Origin of the sequence: Photorhabdus caribbeanensis (assembly GCF_018448885.1) — a bacterium.
Classification (GTDB): domain Bacteria; phylum Pseudomonadota; class Gammaproteobacteria; order Enterobacterales; family Enterobacteriaceae; genus Photorhabdus; species Photorhabdus caribbeanensis.
In genome coordinates this window covers 211073-228858 of record NZ_RCWB01000001.1, presented here as the reverse complement: position 1 = coordinate 228858, position 17786 = coordinate 211073, and the positions used below count along the sequence as shown (strand labels likewise).

At 43.5% G+C, this 17786-nt stretch carries 17 protein-coding genes and 1 other RNA gene; 5 read left to right on the top strand and 13 right to left on the bottom strand.

Going from position 1 to position 17786, the window contains the following annotated elements:
- Window positions 1–229: 229 nt before the first annotated feature.
- From gcvP to EAE90_RS01180, 7 genes are all read right to left on the bottom strand, one after another.
- On the bottom strand, window positions 230–3106 hold the full coding sequence (gcvP, locus tag EAE90_RS01210; RefSeq protein ID WP_214051907.1) for an aminomethyl-transferring glycine dehydrogenase: 2877 nt from the start codon (window positions 3104–3106) through the stop codon (window positions 230–232).
- 87 nt (window positions 3107–3193) lie between these two features.
- Complete coding sequence (gcvH, locus tag EAE90_RS01205) at window positions 3194–3586, bottom strand: glycine cleavage system protein GcvH (RefSeq protein WP_214051906.1); 393 nt, start codon at window positions 3584–3586, stop codon at window positions 3194–3196.
- Between the two features lie 121 nt (window positions 3587–3707).
- On the bottom strand, window positions 3708–4802 hold the full coding sequence (gcvT, locus tag EAE90_RS01200) for a glycine cleavage system aminomethyltransferase GcvT (RefSeq protein WP_214051905.1): 1095 nt from the start codon (window positions 4800–4802) through the stop codon (window positions 3708–3710).
- A gap of 358 nt (window positions 4803–5160) precedes the next feature.
- Window positions 5161–6393: an FAD-dependent 2-octaprenylphenol hydroxylase gene (gene ubiI / locus EAE90_RS01195; protein ID WP_214051904.1), complete on the bottom strand. Its 1233-nt coding sequence runs from the start codon at window positions 6391–6393 to the stop codon at window positions 5161–5163.
- Between the two features lie 39 nt (window positions 6394–6432).
- The gene (ubiH, locus tag EAE90_RS01190) at window positions 6433–7611 is read right to left on the bottom strand and encodes a 2-octaprenyl-6-methoxyphenyl hydroxylase (RefSeq protein WP_214051903.1); all 1179 of its coding nucleotides are present in this window, start codon (window positions 7609–7611) and stop codon (window positions 6433–6435) included.
- A gap of 8 nt (window positions 7612–7619) precedes the next feature.
- Window positions 7620–8936 carry a Xaa-Pro aminopeptidase gene (gene pepP, locus EAE90_RS01185; RefSeq protein WP_214051902.1) on the bottom strand — a complete coding sequence of 439 codons (1317 nt, stop codon included), beginning with the start codon at window positions 8934–8936 and terminating at the stop codon, window positions 7620–7622.
- Window positions 8937–8982: 46 nt separating this feature from the next.
- Complete coding sequence (locus EAE90_RS01180) at window positions 8983–9558, bottom strand: YecA/YgfB family protein (RefSeq protein ID WP_214051901.1); 576 nt, start codon at window positions 9556–9558, stop codon at window positions 8983–8985.
- 185 nt (window positions 9559–9743) lie between these two features.
- On the opposite strand from EAE90_RS01180, the gene zapA reads away from it, so the two are divergent.
- From zapA to EAE90_RS01165, 3 genes are all read left to right on the top strand, one after another.
- Window positions 9744–10073, top strand: a complete 330-nt coding sequence (gene zapA / locus EAE90_RS01175; protein WP_214051900.1) for a cell division protein ZapA — start codon at window positions 9744–9746, stop codon at window positions 10071–10073.
- 110 nt (window positions 10074–10183) lie between these two features.
- Window positions 10184–10370: non-coding RNA, 6S RNA (ssrS, locus tag EAE90_RS01170), on the top strand.
- A 37-nt stretch (window positions 10371–10407) separates the two neighbouring features.
- A complete protein-coding gene (locus tag EAE90_RS01165) occupies window positions 10408–11004 on the top strand; it encodes a 5-formyltetrahydrofolate cyclo-ligase (protein WP_214051899.1) in 597 nt (198 codons plus the stop codon).
- A gap of 47 nt (window positions 11005–11051) precedes the next feature.
- Here EAE90_RS01165 and serA read toward each other — a convergent pair whose 3' ends face one another.
- The 4 genes from serA to EAE90_RS01145 form a co-directional block, all read right to left on the bottom strand.
- A complete protein-coding gene (gene serA, locus EAE90_RS01160) occupies window positions 11052–12293 on the bottom strand; it encodes a phosphoglycerate dehydrogenase (protein WP_214051898.1) in 1242 nt (413 codons plus the stop codon).
- Between the two features lie 273 nt (window positions 12294–12566).
- On the bottom strand, window positions 12567–13226 hold the full coding sequence (gene rpiA, locus EAE90_RS01155) for a ribose-5-phosphate isomerase RpiA (RefSeq protein ID WP_214051897.1): 660 nt from the start codon (window positions 13224–13226) through the stop codon (window positions 12567–12569).
- A 170-nt stretch (window positions 13227–13396) separates the two neighbouring features.
- Window positions 13397–13558: a hypothetical protein gene (locus EAE90_RS01150; RefSeq protein ID WP_214051896.1), complete on the bottom strand. Its 162-nt coding sequence runs from the start codon at window positions 13556–13558 to the stop codon at window positions 13397–13399.
- 182 nt (window positions 13559–13740) lie between these two features.
- Complete coding sequence (locus tag EAE90_RS01145) at window positions 13741–14295, bottom strand: hypothetical protein (protein WP_214051895.1); 555 nt, start codon at window positions 14293–14295, stop codon at window positions 13741–13743.
- A gap of 405 nt (window positions 14296–14700) precedes the next feature.
- Here EAE90_RS01145 and EAE90_RS01140 point away from each other — a divergent pair, with 405 nt between their 5' ends.
- Complete coding sequence (locus tag EAE90_RS01140) at window positions 14701–15603, top strand: LysR family transcriptional regulator ArgP (RefSeq protein ID WP_214052034.1); 903 nt, start codon at window positions 14701–14703, stop codon at window positions 15601–15603.
- Here EAE90_RS01140 and EAE90_RS01135 read toward each other — a convergent pair.
- Both EAE90_RS01135 and argO read right to left on the bottom strand, forming a co-directional pair.
- Window positions 15600–16322: an oxidative stress defense protein gene (locus tag EAE90_RS01135; protein ID WP_214051894.1), complete on the bottom strand. Its 723-nt coding sequence runs from the start codon at window positions 16320–16322 to the stop codon at window positions 15600–15602. The genes EAE90_RS01140 and EAE90_RS01135 overlap by 4 nt on opposite strands.
- 113 nt (window positions 16323–16435) lie before the next feature.
- On the bottom strand, window positions 16436–17059 hold the full coding sequence (gene argO / locus EAE90_RS01130; RefSeq protein WP_036810765.1) for an arginine exporter ArgO: 624 nt from the start codon (window positions 17057–17059) through the stop codon (window positions 16436–16438).
- 236 nt (window positions 17060–17295) lie between these two features.
- Here argO and EAE90_RS01125 point away from each other — a divergent pair, with 236 nt between their 5' ends.
- On the top strand, window positions 17296–17676 hold the full coding sequence (locus EAE90_RS01125) for a hypothetical protein (RefSeq protein ID WP_214051893.1): 381 nt from the start codon (window positions 17296–17298) through the stop codon (window positions 17674–17676).
- Window positions 17677–17786 lie beyond the last annotated feature (110 nt).

Genomic DNA, 17786 nt, shown 5'->3' with positions numbered 1-17786 from the left:
TGAAATATCATTACCCATAAAAACTTATTTAAATAAAATATCAATAAAAACATTTTATTAAATAACAATAGTAATAATGAAAGATACTATTAGGTTAGAAATGGCACGTAAAATTCGGGAGAAAAAGACATTAAATATATAAAATAATTTTATATTTAAATCAATTTCGCCAATAAATATAAACAATAGCAACACCAGTAATTATACCGGTGTTGCCATGACTTAGTGATTATTGATAATCACTGATAGGTGCACAGGAACAATGCAGATTACGATCACCGTAAACATCATCAAGGCGTTTAACCGCAGGCCAATATTTATTGGTTTTGGTTTCCAGGGTTGGGAAAACCGCGGTTTCACGGCTGTAACTATGGCTCCAGTCAGAAACCAATTCAGCTTGTACGTGAGGCGCATTGACCAATGGGTTATCTTCTAATGACCACTCGCCTTTTGCCACTTTGCCAATTTCAGCACGGATCGCCAGCATCGCATCCACAAAGCGATCAATTTCTACTTTGCTTTCTGATTCTGTAGGTTCCACCATTAGCGTGCCAGCAACCGGGAATGACATGGTTGGCGCATGGAAGCCGTAGTCAATCAAGCGCTTGGCAATATCCATCTCGCTGATACCAAACTCTTCTTTCAACGGTCGAATATCCAAAATACACTCATGCGCCACATAACCATTATGACCGGTATACAACACGTCATAATCATTCTTTAAGCGAGCAGCAATATAGTTAGCATTCAAAATCGCCGTCTGGCTTGCCTGTTTTAATCCTTGTGAACCCATCATACGGATATACATCCAGCTAATAGGCAGAATAGAAGCACTACCAAATGGCGCCGCAGACACAGCTCTCTGTTCCGTAATGCCATCCATTTGAACTACCGAGTGCCCCGGTAAGAACGGCGCTAAATGAGCTTTTACGCCAATCGGCCCCATTCCTGGACCACCGCCGCCGTGTGGGATACAGAATGTTTTATGCAGGTTGAGGTGTGAAACATCAGCACCGATAAAACCGGGCGCAGTGATGCCAACCTGCGCGTTCATATTCGCGCCATCAAGGTAAACCTGACCACCATGCTGATGAATGATTTCACACACCTGACGAATAGTTTCTTCATATACGCCGTGGGTTGATGGGTAAGTCACCATGATGCAAGAAAGTTCGCCACCGGATTTTTCCGCTTTTTCACGCAGGTCTGCCAGATCAATGTTGCCCTCTTTGTCGCAACTCACTACCACCACTGTCATGCCTGCCATATGAGCAGAAGCCGGGTTAGTACCATGAGCAGAACTTGGGATTAAACAGATATGACGATGCCCTTCTCCACGACTTTCGTGGTAACGGCGAATAGCAAGCAGACCGGCATATTCACCCTGTGCACCGGAGTTTGGTTGCATACAAACGGCATCATAACCTGTCAGTTGCACCAGCCAGTGAGATAATTGGCTGATCATTTGCTGATAACCCTGCGCTTGCTCTGGCGGACAGAATGGGTGTAGTTCATTAAATTCAGGCCAAGAGATCGGTAGCATTTCTGCCGCAGCATTAAGTTTCATGGTGCAAGAACCCAATGGGATCATAGCCTGATTCAGTGCCAAATCTCGGCGCTCAAGACGATGCATATAGCGCATCATATCTGTTTCGCTGTGATAGCAGTTGAAATTTGGATGCTGAAGGATTTCATCACTGCGCAACATGGATGCAGGAATGGAGTGACTTTCCGTCATCAGCGCTTGATCCAGTGCTTCAACATCTAGCTTGTCATCCGTGCCTGTCAGCACAGAGAACAATTTGACCAGATCATCACGACCGGTAGCTTCACTCAATGTGATACCCACCGCGCCATAAATATCGGTACGCAAATTGATTTCAGCTTTTTCTGCCCGTGCTAATACTGCCGCTTTATCAGCGACTTCAACCGTCAGCGTATCAAACCAAGTTTTGTAACGTAGAGTAAATCCAGCTTTTTGTAACCCGGCCGCCAAGATGTCAGCCAGACGATGAATACGGCCCGCAATGCGTTTCAGCCCCTTAGAACCATGATATACCGCATACATCCCGGCGATATTTGCCAACAGCACCTGAGCCGTACAAATGTTGGAATTCGCTTTCTCACGACGGATATGCTGTTCACGAGTCTGCATTGCCATGCGCAGTGCCGCATTACCTGCCGCATCACGGGAAACGCCAATAATACGTCCCGGCATAGAGCGTTTGAATTCATCACGGCTGGCAAAAAATGCTGCGTGGGGACCGCCATAACCCATCGGTACCCCAAAGCGTTGGGCAGAACCAAATACAATGTCAGCCCCCTGTTTACCCGGTGCGGTTAAAAGCACCAACGCCATCAAGTCAGCGGCAACACTGACAATGATTTTGCGCTGTTTCAGTTGTGCGATCAGATCAGCATAATCATGAACTTCACCGGTTGTGCCAACCTGTTGCAACAACACACCAAATACACCGTCCAGCTCCAAGACTTTTTCTGCTTTATCCACAATCACATCAAAGCCAAAGGTTTCCGCACGGGTACGAACAACGTCTAATGTTTGAGGATGGATATCATCAGCCACAAAAAAACGGTCAGCATTTTTCAGTTTGCTGGTACGTTTTGCCATTGCCATTGCTTCAGCCGCCGCGGTAGCTTCATCCAGCAAAGAGGCAGAAGCAATATCCAGCCCCGTCAAATCGATCGTCACTTGTTGGAAATTCAGCAGTGATTCAAGGCGACCTTGAGAAACTTCTGGTTGATAAGGTGTATAAGCGGTATACCAGCCGGGATTTTCTAATAAATTACGCAAAATCACCGGCGGAAGCACCGCAGGCACATACCCCATACCAATATAGGATTGGTAACGTTTATTTTGGCTGGCAATCGCTTTCAGTTCAGCTAGTGCTTGTTGTTCAGTTGCGCCACCGCCAACATCGGGCGGCTCTGGCAACACGATATCACGGGGAACAATTTTCTGTGTTAAGTCATTGAGGGAACTTGCCCCCACCGTCGCCAGCATCTCTTTTTGCTGTTCGGCGGAAGAGCCAATATGACGGCGGATAAACTCGCCCTGGTTTTCGAGTTGGCTTAGTGTCTGGGTCATTTGTTACTAATTCCTGAAGCTGGCCAGAAATGGCATACAAATAAAAACGCCCTGCTCACAATGTGAAACAGGGCGACGGTAAGCATATTATTCTTCTTCGTCCAGAAGTGCCTGATATCCTTCGGCATCCAGCAAACCCGAAAGTTCACTTTCATCAGAGGCTTTAATACGGAATAGCCAACCTTCGTTATAAGGCTCACTGTTAACCAATTCAGGCGAGTCATTTAGCGCTTCATTGACGGCAATAATTTCACCACTCAATGGCGCATAGATATCAGAAGCCGCTTTCACTGATTCAACAACCGCGCAATCATCGCCAAGATTGATTTCATCACCTACTTCCGGCAAATCGACAAAAACCATATCGCCTAGCAGCTCCTGTGCATGCTCGGTAATACCTACAGTGTATTCACCATTACCTTCTGCACGAACCCACTCATGTGATTGGGCATATCTTAACTCTGCGGGTACATTACTCATTACCATCATCTCCTTCAATCCTAGAATCTATCCCTATTAGGCTATGTTGTGCCCCTACGCCAATCATGCCTACTGGGATAAATTGCTATTTACTCATCAAGTTATTATTCGATAAAAATGACTATACGAGAGGTTTACCCGCCCGTACAAAACTAGGTTTGACTACCTGAACCGGCATTTCACGATTGCGGATTTGGACAACCGCCTGTTCACCAATCCCCTGCGGCACACGGGCAAGGGCAATACTGAATCCTAATGTTGGAGAGAACGTACCACTGGTAATAACGCCAGAATGTAAGGCGCCCATCTCATCAGTAAAACTAACTATTAAGCCACCGCGTAACACACCCTTTTCTCTCATCACCAAGCCAACTAACTGCTCGGTACCCTCTTCACGCTGTTTTTCTAGCGCTTCACGACCAATAAACTGGCGATCTTCGGGTTTCCAAGCGATTGTCCAGCCCATGTTAGCCGCAAGGGGAGAAATGGTTTCATCCATTTCCTGCCCATAGAGGTTCATACCGGCTTCAAGTCGCAATGTATCACGCGCACCTAACCCCGCGGGCTTGACGCCGACACTCAGCAATTTTTGCCAGAAATCCACTGCTTGCTCTTTTGGTAATGCCACTTCATAACCCGCTTCACCGGTATAACCCGTTGTTGCGATAAACAGATCCCCCGCCTGAACACCAAAGAAAGGTTTCATTCCGGCAATCGTCTGTTTTTGTTCATCATCCAATAGAGACTCTACTTTTGCCTGAGCTTCCGGCCCCTGAACCGCAATTAATGCCAGATCATCACGAACCTGAATATCAACCGGGTAACTGGCTACATGTTCATTAATCCATGCCAGATCTTTCTCACGAGTCGCAGAATTGACCACCAATCGATAAAAATCATTGCTAAGGTAATAAACAATCAGGTCATCAATTACACCGCCAGAAGCATTAAGCATCCCGGTGTATAAGGCTTTGCCCTTTTCTGTCAGTTTAGCAATGTCATTTGCCAGCAAATAACGCAGGAAATCACGGCAACCAGTACCATGCAGATCCACAATCGTCATATGGGAAACATCAAACATACCGGCATGAGTGCGAACAGTATGATGCTCATCCATTTGTGAACCATAATGCAAAGGCATCATCCAGCCATGAAAATCTACCATACGCGCACCACAAGCCAGATGCTGGTCATACAATGGAGTTTGTTTTGCCATTATTTCCCTCTTTTCATTTCCTACATGAAAACATACCGCGTATTAACCGACAGATACTGTGAATCATGAACAAAAAGCGGCTAAAAAACGCGACGCAAACGATATCTTAAAATGAAAGTTATCACTGAAAACCAAAATGAACCATAAGTAAAAATAGGGTTCAATCCAGTGACCATCAAAAAACGTGTTATGAGTATGCAGAATTTTCAACTATTAAAATGAGTCATAATACTCAAAATTAACAATTAACTTTAGAAAACACCCATTTTCTGTTACAAGCTAACTGAAATATGAATAAAATCACCTATTCATATTTCAGCAAGATATGAGAAAAAGTTATCGATAAGCAGAGGCTAAATTAGATTTTTTCAGCCGAATAGGATTTAGAAGAGAGCCAGTCCGGCAAATCATTCAATCCCATTGCCTGATGAAGTAATTTAGGTTTAATTCCCGGTAAATTATTTGCCAGAGATAACCCGACATCCCGCAAAAGTTTTTTCGCCGGATTATTGCCATCAAATAATTGACGAAAACCTTGCATTCCAGCCAGCATCACAGCAGCAGCATGTTTACGTCGGCGTTCATAGCGACGTAAATAAAAGTGCTGACCAATATCTTTTCCCTGACTATGCAAACGACGCAGTTCACCTATCAGTTCAGCGACATCCATAAAGCCCAAATTTACTCCCTGACCTGCCAATGGGTGAATAGTGTGAGCGGCATCTCCCAACAGAGCCAGCCGATGAGCCGCAAAATTACGGGCATAGCGACCGGTTAGTGGGATTGTCAGACGTTCACCCATCAGTTCACATTGACCAAGGCGCAGATCAAAATCTACCGCCAATTGCTGGTTGAAACGCTGATGATCAAACTGTTTGTACTGTTCAGCAACTTCACCCGGTAGTGACCAGACGATAGAACACAAATGAGGATCGGCAAGGGGCAAAAACGCCAAAATACCCTCACCATAAAAGACCTGACGGGCAACCCGGCCGTGCGGCTCTTCGGTGCGAATAGTGGCTACCAATGCATGATGTTCATAATCCCAGAATGTGAGAGGGATATCAGCATGTTGACGCAACCATGAATGAGCGCCATCAGCACCAACAACTAAACGAGCAGTTAACATGCGACCATCGGATAAAGTCATAAAAGCTTCATTTTCACCCCAGGCAACCTGTTGCAAAGCCGCCGGCGCCAAAATGGTTACATCAGATAAGCTATCCGCTTTTTTCCATAATGTTTCACGAATAACCCGGTTTTCAATGATATGACCAAGATATTCCAGCCCATATTCAGCCGCGCTGAACTGAATACGGCCAAAGCTATCCCGCTCCCAAACCTCCATTTTCTGATAAGGACTGGTGCGCATATCCAGAATATGTCGCCACACGCCAAGATGCTGTAATAAGCGTTCACTGGCTGCATTAATTGCAGAAACCCGCAAAGCATACTCTTCTCCAGCAATAACGGGTTGAGTAGGCGGATAGCTCTCCACCACGGCCACCCGCAAGCCACTGCCTTGTAAACCACAGGCAAGCGCTAAACCAACCATACCGCCGCCAGCGATAACCACGTCAAATGATTGCATAATAATAATGTCCTCTTATTTTGTCTGCTTGATCTGCGGTTATCTTTGGGCGACCCAACCCAGAGTCTGACGGGCCAGTATATCCCGCATAGGAGAGCATTTTTCCATCATTATCAGGCCGAAGTGACGCCCGACTTGTAATGGAAAATAACGATTGGCAAATATCCGTATCAATCCATCGGTAATATCGATGGTGTTTTCCCGATCTAAAACCCGTTTCTGTTGATAGTTAGCCAGAACCTGATAATCACCGATATCCTGACCCGCAGCAAAAGCCTCAGAAACAATCTGAGCCAGTGTCATAACATCTCGCATACCAAGATTGAAACCCTGACCTGCAATCGGATGTAATGTTTGCGCGGCATTTCCCACCAATGCTAATCGGTGGCTAATTTGTTGATTTGCAGTAGATAGAGTCAATGGATAGCTATGACGCTGACCGGTTTCCAATATTTTCCCTAGTCTCCAGCCAAATGCTTGCTGTAACTGCCGAAGAAATTGCTCATTATTCCAACCCGCTATCTCCTTTTTCCGCGCCAACTGATGGCACCATACCAGCGAGCTTCGCCCCCCAGACATTGGCAACAAAGCAAGCGGGCCATGTTCTGTGAAACGTTCAAATGCACTGCCTCGCGGATGCTCTGAGGTCAGTACATTGGTAATCACGGCAACCTGTTCATAAGCGTGCCGTCGCCACTGAATATTACAGGCGTGACCAATAGCAGAATGGCTGCCATCCGCCGCTACCAGCAATTCACCTTGCAGTCGTTCGCCGCTGTCCAGAGTGACAGCGACCGATGACAGCGTTCTTTCAACAGCCATAACCCTGGATGGACAATAGAGGGTTACACCAGGCGTATTTTTCAGCAACCTGAACAAACACCGACCTGCATCGTACAATTCGATAACATTACCTAAAGCTGGAATGTTATATTCTTTTGCATAAAGGTTCACAAACCCTGCATGACCACGATCACTAACATGAACGTGAGTTATTGGTATCACATAATCTTCCAGAGCAGACCAAACGCCAATCTGCTGTAAACGCTGACAAGTTCCATAAGCCAGCGCTATCGCTCTGGCATCAAAACCGGGATGTGTCTGCTCCGGCTCTGCTGCTTCAATCAGGGACACATGAATCTGCCCCTTACTCAGGGAAGATATCGCCAGCGCAAGCGTCGCGCCGGTCATGCCTCCACCAACGATAATCACGTTCATTCTTTAACTTAACCCTGTTTTGCTTCCGCCATCAGAGCTTCAATCTCATCAGCTTCTTTAACGACACTGGCCGTCAGGTTTTCATTACCTGTTTCAGTGATCAAAATATCATCTTCGATACGAATACCGATACCACGATATTCCATCGGCACATCGGCATCCGGTGCAATATAAAGCCCCGGTTCAACAGTCAATATCATCCCTGGTTGCAAAATACGGTCACGCTCTACACCATAGTCACCGACATCATGCACATCCAACCCTAACCAATGACTCAAGCCATGCATAAAGAACTGACGATAGGCTTTAGTTTCGATTAAATGTTCAACTTCACCGTGCATAACGCCCAGTTTCACCAACTCTTCTACCATAATCTGAACGACATGTTCTGTGACTTTGTTGATGCTGGTTCCCGGCTTATACAATTCCAATGAGACATTGAGCGTTTTCAGGACGATATCGTAAATTTCACGCTGAGCACGGGTAAACTTGCCATTGACAGGGAAAGTACGGGTGATATCTCCGGCATAACCCAGATATTCACAACCTGCGTCAACCAACACCAAGTCACCCTCTTTCATCCTACTTTCATTCTCGGTGTAGTGCAGAATACAGCTATTTTCACCACTCCCGACAATCGTGTTGTAAGCAGGGTAGCGAGCCCCCTGATAAGTAAATTCGTGATGAATTTCGGCTTCCAGTTGATACTCAAACATACCTGGGCGGCAAATTTTCATCGCACGCATATGAGCCTGCGCACTGATTTCACCTGCCCGGCGCATAACTTCAATTTCTGCCTTGGATTTGAACAACCGCATTTCATGCACCCAAGGGCGCCAGTCAGTCATCGTTAAAGGCGCAGAAAGATTACGGCGACCGCCTTTTCTTAATATATCCAACGCATGAAAGACAATTTCATCGGCGTAGGCAAATTCGCCCTGTGCGTGATAAACCACATCCAAACCATTCAGTAATTGATAAAGCTCCTCCTTGATCTCATCAAAAGGCAAAGCTCGGTCAACACCCAGTTTTTCCGGCGCCGCTTCTTGCCCAAGACGACGACCAAACCAAATTTCCGCAGTCAGGTCACGCGCTCGATTAAAAAGCACACTATGATTATGCGTATCATCACTCTTAATTAATATCAGCACCGCTTCCGGTTCATTAAACCCGGTCAAATAAAGGAAATCACTATGCTGACGATAGGGATGTTCATTATCTGAATTTCGTGGCGCAGGCGAGGCAGAAAAAATAATCGCTGCGCTGGCCGGAGCCATTTTTGCCAGTAAAGCCTGACGGCGGGATAAATATTCTTGTTTGATCATACCCTCTCCTGCGACTTATAATTATTTTGCGTTCAATAAACACCGATTAATGCAATGTTGGTTTATCATTTTTGGCGATTAAAACAGTTTTAGGTTCAGTAAAGGCGATATAGCAAAGCTGTGCAGCCACCCGCACATATTCAAGGACCTCTTCCAGTGCCTGGGCTAGCTCTTCTTGATCATCACTTTCTTCATAACCAAGCAGACCGATATTGCGCAAATCACCAATAATCTCACCGATCTCTTTTCTATCCGCGAACTTCGGTTGAGCAACACCTAATCCCAGTAAAAAATGGTTAACCCATCCCGCTAATGCATCTGCTCGTTCAAACACATTATCGTCCTCATCTGGCAGCAATAAACTGAATGCAAAATTACTGTCATCCAATGATTCAAATGTGATTTCACGTAATTCACGCAATTGTTGAGCTAATGGATGGGAAAAAGCTAACCCATCATTCGCTAAGTCATGAACTAAGACCTGCCAACTACTGTCGCGATTACCGCCGCACAGCAGGCCGCTAATCAACCCATGCATCTCCGCTGCCGTCAGCGCTACTGACTGTTGATGCAATATTTCGTCAAAAGATTGATAATCTGGTAATGAATTCTGTATAGACATGTGTATTGGTCATCGTTGACGGTGTAAGTTCATGCTATGCTACCACCAAGGGGAGTCGCTATACCAGACAACAACCTAGCTAATCGTTAGTTGTCTGTCGGTATCGCGTTACAATGATTGGCGCCGGTTTTAATTCTACAATCCAGAATTAAAACCGACGCGCAGTAATAAGTCAGGAAGGGGTCATGTCTGCACAACCGGTAGATATCCAGATTTTTGGGCGGTCACTACGTGTCAATTGTCCATCAGAGCAAAAAGAAGCATTACTGGCTGCGGCTGTGGAACTTGAGCAACGTTTAGAAGATTTGAAAGAACGCACCAGAGTAACCAATACTGAACAACTGATTTTTATTGTGGCACTGAATATCTGTCACGAATTGGCACAAGAAAAAGTGAAAACCCGTGACTATGCCTATAATATGGAACAGAAAATAAAGATGCTCCAACAGACTATAGAACAAGCATTAGTGGAACAAGGTCGCATCACGGAGAGCACTACTTCACCAAATGAATGAATTCTATTGATAAATCATACATTAGTGAGTGAATCATTCGAGAATTAGTTGCTTTCTGTATTTAGTTTCATACAATAGGTGTCACAAAGTTGCTTACAAGCGCTGAATAAATTTCTCTGAGATGTTCGTGAACGGGGAAAGTCCCCTGAGCCGATATTTCATACATGATAGAATGTGGTGCTCCGTAGTCTGGTGTGCATGCTCGGTTCGGCCGAGAAGCCTTAAAGCTGCGACGCTGCGTTCACCTTGAACCAAGGGTTCAAGGGTTACTACCTGTAACGGCATCTTGGAGAATCTCAACCTTAATCGCTGCTGCTATCCAATCGCAGGTTCTATGCAATCAGAGTCTCTATTATCACTCAGACAGAGCATTAGAAAGAAAATACGCCAGCGACGCCGTGAACTCACCCCTGAACAACAATCGCTGTTTGCAAGACAAGCTGCTGAGCGAGCAATCAACCACCCCAAAATTTGCCAAGCCAATAAAATCGCGCTATTTCTTTCGTTTGATGGTGAACTTGATACCCGTCCACTGATTAACCAACTCTGGCAACAAAATAAGCAGATCTATCTGCCCGTATTACATCCTTTCCGTCATCACCATCTGCTGTTTTTAAACTATCAACCCAACACCTCGCTTGTCAGAAATCGCTTCAATATAGAAGAGCCGCCGCTAGATGTTAGCCAGGTTTTACCGTTATCAGAGCTGGATATTATGATGGTCCCGCTGGTTGCTTTTGACCGCACAGGGCAGCGGCTTGGCATGGGTGGTGGTTTTTATGATCGTACACTGAGCCAATGGCAACAAAAAAACTTCTATCCGATAGGTTTGGCACATAACTGCCAATTAGTCGATACATTGCCAACAGCCGAATGGGATATCCCATTACCAGAAATCATCACTCCTGAAAAAATCTGGCAGTGGCAGTAAAATATGGGCGCCTACACAAAACGCCCATTTGTGACATATCAAAATAATCAGTAAAGCAGACGAGAACGGATAGTCCCTGGCAATGCTTTCAGTTTCTGAAATACCATTTCAGCTTGAGCCGGATTTTCAGTCACAATATCAATAACCACATAACCCATGTCCCCACTGGTACGCAGATACTGAGCGGCAATATTGATATCCTGTTCAGCAAACACCTGGTTAATACTGTTCAATATACCCGGACGATTTTCATGAATATGCAAAAACCGGTTGGTATCATCAGCATGAACAGGAAGAGACACTTCTGGGAAGTTTACTGCTGATAAGGTAGAACCATTATCAGAGTATTTCGCTAACTTTCCTGCTACTTCATAACCAATGTTTTCTTGCGCTTCCTGGGTAGAGCCACCAATATGTGGCGTCAGCAACACATTATCAAATTTACACAACGGTGATTCAAACGGATCATTATTGGTTGCCGGTTCAACAGGGAACACATCCACAGCCGCCCCTGATAGATGTTCGCTTTCCAATGCATCACATAATGCCGGAATATCCACCACCGTCCCACGTGAAGCATTGATCAAGATAGAACCCGGTTTCATCAGTGTAAGTTCGGTTGCGCCAATCATATTTTTAGTCGATGGCGTTTCCGGTACATGCAAACTAACCACATCACTCATATTCAGTAATTCTGACAAATGACGTACCTGATGGGCATTACCTAATGGCAATTTGTTTTCAATATCGTAAAAGTAGACATCCATTCCGATATTTTCAGCCAGAATACCAAGCTGAGTACCAATATGGCCGTAACCGATGATACCCAATTTTTTCCCACGCACTTCATAGCAGCCCTTAGCCTGCTTATCCCATACCCCTCGATGAGCTTTCGCATTCGCTAAAGGGATACGACGCAGCAATAACAACAATTCACCAAGGACCATTTCAGCAACAGAACGGGTATTAGAAAATGGCGCATTAAAGACAGGGATACCACGTTTCGCAGCCGCTTTCAGATCAACTTGATTGGTGCCAATACAGAAACAACCTACAGCAACCAATTTTTCGGCTGCCTGAAAAATGTCTTCGGTCAGTTGTGTGCGGGAACGGATACCAACAAAATGGGCATCACGAATTGTCTCTTTTAACTCTTCGGAATCTAATGCTCCCTTATGATATTCGATATTGCTATAACCGGCTGCCCGCAGATTTTCTACCGTGCTCTGATGCACACCTTCCAATAACAAAAATTTAATCTTATCTTTTTCCAGAGATACCTTAACCATTTATCCTGCCTATTGTTACTCTTCGTTACATTTAAGATTCATTCTCTCAACATAACAAAAAAAACGAACACAGCAATATAAACGATTGCTATTCCCGTCACATAAGTCTTAATAAAGTAGTTATTATGCGGAATAAAATGATCTGAAAGAGAACAAAATTAGGATTTAGGTTAAATAACAACCAGCGATATGAAATATATCACTAAATTCTTCACCAATTTGAAAAGTGAAAAAATTTTTAAGGGCGAAAAACTTCGCCCCCTATGAATAATATTATTGAGTGATGGTTTTCACTCCATCAAGTGTTCCCATCAATATAATATCCGCACCACGGTTAGCAAATAAGCCCACAGTCACTACACCGGAGATACGATTAATTTTATTCTCTAACTCAACAGGATCGAGTATGGCTAGATTATGCACATCAAGGATCACATTGCCGTTATCCGTCACCACATTCTGACGATATTCTGGTACTCCCCCCAACTTAACCAACTCACGAGCAACATAAGCGCGAGCCATTGGGATCACCTCGACTGGCAGAGGAAATTTACCCAATACGTCAACTTTTTTAGAAGCATCAACAATACAAACGAATTTTTTTGCTATTGCAGCAATGATTTTTTCGCGCGTTAATGCAGCCCCGCCACCTTTAATCATCTGCATATTGCCATTGATTTCATCCGCACCATCAACATAGATATCAAGGGAATCCACTTCATTACAATCAAATACAGGAATTCCCAAGCTTTTTAACTTCTCAGTAGAAGCCTCAGAGCTGGATACTGCCCCTTCAATTTGATCTTTAATGGAACCGAGGGCATCAATAAAATGTGAAGCCGTTGAACCTGTCCCCACACCCACAATTGTTCCTGGCGTAACAAATTCGAGTGCTGCCCAACCTACTGCTTTTTTTAGTTCGTCCTGAGTCATATCAATTCATTGCCTATATCAGTTACAAGGAAAGACCTCGACTAGTATAAACTTTGATGGCAACAAAGAAACCGCAATTCAATTAAAGTTGGATAGGATAAGCCACGGGAAATATAAGATTAAATGATGCCAAAAACCCGCCATATGGCGGGCGACAAAAAGAGTGATGTTTATGCTGCTTCTTTGTTGCGACGACGACCTTGCTTTTCCTGGCTTGGTGCCCGCGCATGTTCTTCCAAAGCCGGACCTACTTTCATGAGAAAATCCAAGGTCTCTCCAGCTTTTTTATACGTTTGAATGGTATCGAACATCGGTTCTTTTTGTGTTCTCATTAGCAACACCTCATAAAACAACTTCACATTACTGAACTGATTTCGTCATACAAGACAAAAAATTCCCGACAAAATCTCTCTGTTATGACCATCGCAACAAATCTAAATGAACAAAATAGCTATTTTACTTGGTTCTACCTAGTCTACTTGGATACCATAACGCACATATAAACACAGAGATATCAAAGAATTAACCCCTTAGACCTACTCTTCAACTTTGCCGTTAATGTCTTAATATCACATGACATTACATATCCGCAGCGCTCTAGCTCAAAACCAAACAAACGATAGTAAGCTATTTTATCCTTAACAGGTTCATGAATTCTAATATCTTCACCACCAGACATATTCATAAAAATCAATGTCGCATACAGAGTATACAAAAGCATCTTTCTATGCAATGGATGATTTTCTGTATCCTTCACAAAATTTTCTAATACATGGATGTTAAAACTCTTATCGCTTAAATCGTATGTAGACAAAGCGACCCCAGCCGGAGCAGACTCAATTTGAAGATTTTCCCTTGATATGACAAATTTTATACATAAGCTGAAACAGTCATGTCGATTACCGATCTCTGTAATATAATAGCCCCAGTTAAGCTCACCATACACTCCCGTTAGCATGTTTGCATCGCTGTCAGAGATAGGACCAACAGCCAAATCTATTCCTCTCTGATCCATATATGATTGCAAAGTATTATATGTTAATTGTGCAACATGTTTCAGTGACAGCATAATAAAGCAACCTTACCTACATTTTTATTGTTATTAAATAGCCTAAAGCAACGTCTTTTAGACAATTTTATGAAAAATCCATACTTAAACGAAACATGCAAACAATCCTTAATTCACTCACCTTAATTCAATCAAAAGCTAATTATTAAGCTAACCAAAACAACTTCACACAGTTGGTGTTCCCTGAGCATATTATTTATTCAACCACGTTAACAAACGTAATCTTCAAAAAATGGAACCACCTTCCCATAAGGGCCGCCAATCAACGAAATTTATTCAAAATTGGATGCCACATCCGTAATCTTTAGCAGGTGAGGTTTTACAACACATCAGATAAATTGCCTCATCCATCAGAAAAATATGGCATAGTGCTATACGGAAACATAAATGGAGAATCTTTCTGTAATGAAACGTCCTGATTATCGAACACTGCAAGCCTTGGATGCTGTTGTCCGTGAACGTGGTTTCGAACGCGCCGCCCAGAAACTCTGTATCACTCAATCCGCGGTTTCTCAACGTATCAAACAGTTGGAAAATCTATTCGGTCAGCCTCTGCTAGTACGCACCGTTCCTCCGCGCCCCACCGAACAAGGACAAAAACTACTCGCACTATTACATCAGGTAGAGTTGTTGGAAGAACAATGGTTAGGCGATGAACAAGGGACAGATACGCCATTGCTGCTTTCATTGGCAGTCAACGCTGACAGCTTAGCAACCTGGCTGTTACCGGCACTACATCCGGTACTTGCTGATTTGCCTATCCGACTCAATATTCAAGTTGAAGATGAAACTCGAACTCAGGAACAGTTAAGAAGAGGTGAAGTCGTTGGCGCGGTCAGTATTCAACCACAACCCTTACCTAGTTGTCTGGTCGATAAATTAGGCGCACTGGATTATCTGTTTGTCGCCTCACCAGAATTTGCTGACCGTTATTTCCCAAATGGAGTTACCCGTTCAGCGTTACTAAAAGCTCCTGCGGTTGCATTCGATCATCTGGATGATATGCATCAGGCATTTCTACAACAGAACTTCGAGTTATCTCCGGGTAGCGTTCCATGTCATATCGTCAACTCATCTGAAGCCTTTGTACAACTGGCAAAACAGGGTTCCACCTGTTGTATGATCCCTCATTTACAGATTGATCAGGAATTGAAGAATGGTGAACTGATCGACCTGACTCCGGGTTTATGTCAGCGCCGGATGCTCTATTGGCATCGTTTCGCACCGGAAAGCAGGACCATGAAAAAAGTGACTGACGCCCTGTTGAAACTTGGGCGTCAGATGTTAAGACAAGATGACATGGATTAATGTTTTAGTTCAAACACAACATCAACCTGATCGTTGAAATTGATGCTATCCTGCTGGTAAGTTTCACCCACTCCAGCAGCAGCGCCTCCCGCCATCATCACATCAGCATTGCGATACTTCATATGGTCAATTATCTCTGGCGCTCGGTAATTGATACTGTATATCGAACCAAGTTTGCTATTAAAGCCTTTCGCTAGCGCACCAGCTTGTTCAATCGCATTTTCAATGGCTTTCTGGCGGGCTTCATCACGATATTTTTGCGGATTGTCCACCCCAAACTGAACAGATACGATTTCGTTCAAACCCGCTTTTAATGCACCATCTAGCAGATCATTAAGTTGATCTAACTTACGAACCTTCACCTCCACTGTACGGATCGCACGATAGCCTTTCAATACTGATTTGCCAGATACATTGTCATACTCATAATCAGGCTGAGTACGCAAGTTCGCGGCATCAATATCTTTCTTTTCAATACCGTTCTTTTTCAGAAAATCAAAATATTTAGCAACCAGCTCATCAACCTGCTTTTTAGCTCCAGATGCATCTTTAGCAGAAATATTGACGTTAATCATCAACGTTGCTATATCCGGTTCAGCTTTCACTATCGCATTACCAGAAGTAATAATATGAGGGACTCCGGGTAAATCAGCAGCCTGTGCAGCAAGCGGCACCCCGGCACTTAACATGGCGGCCAACCCTAATGATTTCAATTTCACACAACCTCCGAAGAAAACCTGTTACAGAAAATGTTCATCCCACGGAAAAACCGAAATATATATGGGATGAATAAAACACTAACACAGAGACTGCATGCAAAAAAGTGTCCAGCTCAATCAGAAATTAGTAATCCCTGCTTAGCAAGTTGCCATGCGATATACCACATAATGACACAGATAAACCCATTAATAATCCGTTGAGAAAGCGGCTTACTTAACACCGGGGAAAACCATGCAGCCAACAATGACAGAGAAAAAAACCAACTAACAGAAGCGCTTGCCGCACCAAAAGTAAACCAGGGCCTGAGTTCTGAGGATAACTGACCACCAATACTGCCCAGAACAACAATGGTATCTAAATAAACATGCGGATTTAACCAAGTGACCGCAAAGATAATCGCAATGACCCGCCAACGGTTTTTTGCTGTACTACTGGCCTGCACTTGTTCAATATTGGCAAACAAAACCACCCGTAAAGCCCCCCATCCATACCAGAATAAAAAAGCAACACCCCCCCAGGTGACAAATTGCAAGAGTAAAGTTGACTGACTAAGTAATGCACTACCACCAAATACACCGACACCAATCAGAAAACCATCACTGATCGCGCACAAAGTTGCGCTCATCAAATGAAATTGTCTCCTGCTACCTTGCTGCATCACAAAGGCATTTTGTGGACCAAGAGGCAAAATCATTGCTGCGCTAAGAAAAAAACCCTGCACAAATGTCGATAACATAAAAAAACTCCTCAATAATTATTCACTTTGCTATTTCAATGTTCAGAATATTAAGAAGAATAGCTCATTAGAGGAAATAAATGCTTCTAATTGATCATAAGAAATTTTAATAACCAACCAAAAAGCAGATTTTTATAGGAAAACTATTTGATTAATTCAAAGGAAATCAAGCCAATACACATTAAAAGCGTTAATGAATCTATCAATGCTATGAAAATTAAGAGGAAGGGATTATTTTGAAAAAAATTACCGGTTTCATGCTATTAGTCATCATTATTATTGCTACTCTTACTATCAGAAACTACTATTTGCTGCGAAATGATGTTGAAGAGACATTAAACCACCATGAAATAATTGGATATTATATTGGTACAGCAAATATTACAGACGTAGAACTCAGTAACTATCAGCCTTTCTTATGTAAAAAAGGCTGTGAGCGTTTTATTCTAAAAATACAAGGTGAAAAAGGTGATGGCATAGTCACTGCTGACATTAATTTCCATACTTCAGATGTTTCATCCGCTGTCCTTTGCTTATCTGATAACAAGAAAATAGCACTGACAGAAGATATCAACGATGATTTTATCAAAAACAACTTTAATACCTTATGTCAATAAAATAAGTCAGGAGAACAGAGCGCCGTGCTATTCATAACGCGGCGCTAATTTACTGGTAAAAACTTACATTCTATTCACACTATTAGATGGTTATTATCCCATGTCCTCTG

Coding starts and splice junctions, on each gene's coding strand:
- EAE90_RS01150 (WP_214051896.1), bottom strand. CDS start 13,558: ATGAGAACACAAAAAGAACCGATGTTCGATACCATTCAAACGTATAAA.
- ubiI (WP_214051904.1), bottom strand. CDS start 6,393: ATGCAATCATTTGACGTGGTTATCGCTGGCGGCGGTATGGTTGGTTTA.
- EAE90_RS01165 (WP_214051899.1), top strand. CDS start 10,408: ATGCAATCAGAGTCTCTATTATCACTCAGACAGAGCATTAGAAAGAAA.
- argO (WP_036810765.1), bottom strand. CDS start 17,059: ATGTTATCGACATTTGTGCAGGGTTTTTTTCTTAGCGCAGCAATGATT.
- EAE90_RS01140 (WP_214052034.1), top strand. CDS start 14,701: ATGAAACGTCCTGATTATCGAACACTGCAAGCCTTGGATGCTGTTGTC.
- rpiA (WP_214051897.1), bottom strand. CDS start 13,226: ATGACTCAGGACGAACTAAAAAAAGCAGTAGGTTGGGCAGCACTCGAA.
- ubiH (WP_214051903.1), bottom strand. CDS start 7,611: ATGAACGTGATTATCGTTGGTGGAGGCATGACCGGCGCGACGCTTGCG.
- EAE90_RS01145 (WP_214051895.1), bottom strand. CDS start 14,295: ATGCTGTCACTGAAACATGTTGCACAATTAACATATAATACTTTGCAA.
- gcvT (WP_214051905.1), bottom strand. CDS start 4,802: ATGGCAAAACAAACTCCATTGTATGACCAGCATCTGGCTTGTGGTGCG.
- EAE90_RS01180 (WP_214051901.1), bottom strand. CDS start 9,558: ATGTCTATACAGAATTCATTACCAGATTATCAATCTTTTGACGAAATA.
- serA (WP_214051898.1), bottom strand. CDS start 12,293: ATGGTTAAGGTATCTCTGGAAAAAGATAAGATTAAATTTTTGTTATTG.
- pepP (WP_214051902.1), bottom strand. CDS start 8,936: ATGATCAAACAAGAATATTTATCCCGCCGTCAGGCTTTACTGGCAAAA.
- gcvH (WP_214051906.1), bottom strand. CDS start 3,586: ATGAGTAATGTACCCGCAGAGTTAAGATATGCCCAATCACATGAGTGG.
- gcvP (WP_214051907.1), bottom strand. CDS start 3,106: ATGACCCAGACACTAAGCCAACTCGAAAACCAGGGCGAGTTTATCCGC.
- zapA (WP_214051900.1), top strand. CDS start 9,744: ATGTCTGCACAACCGGTAGATATCCAGATTTTTGGGCGGTCACTACGT.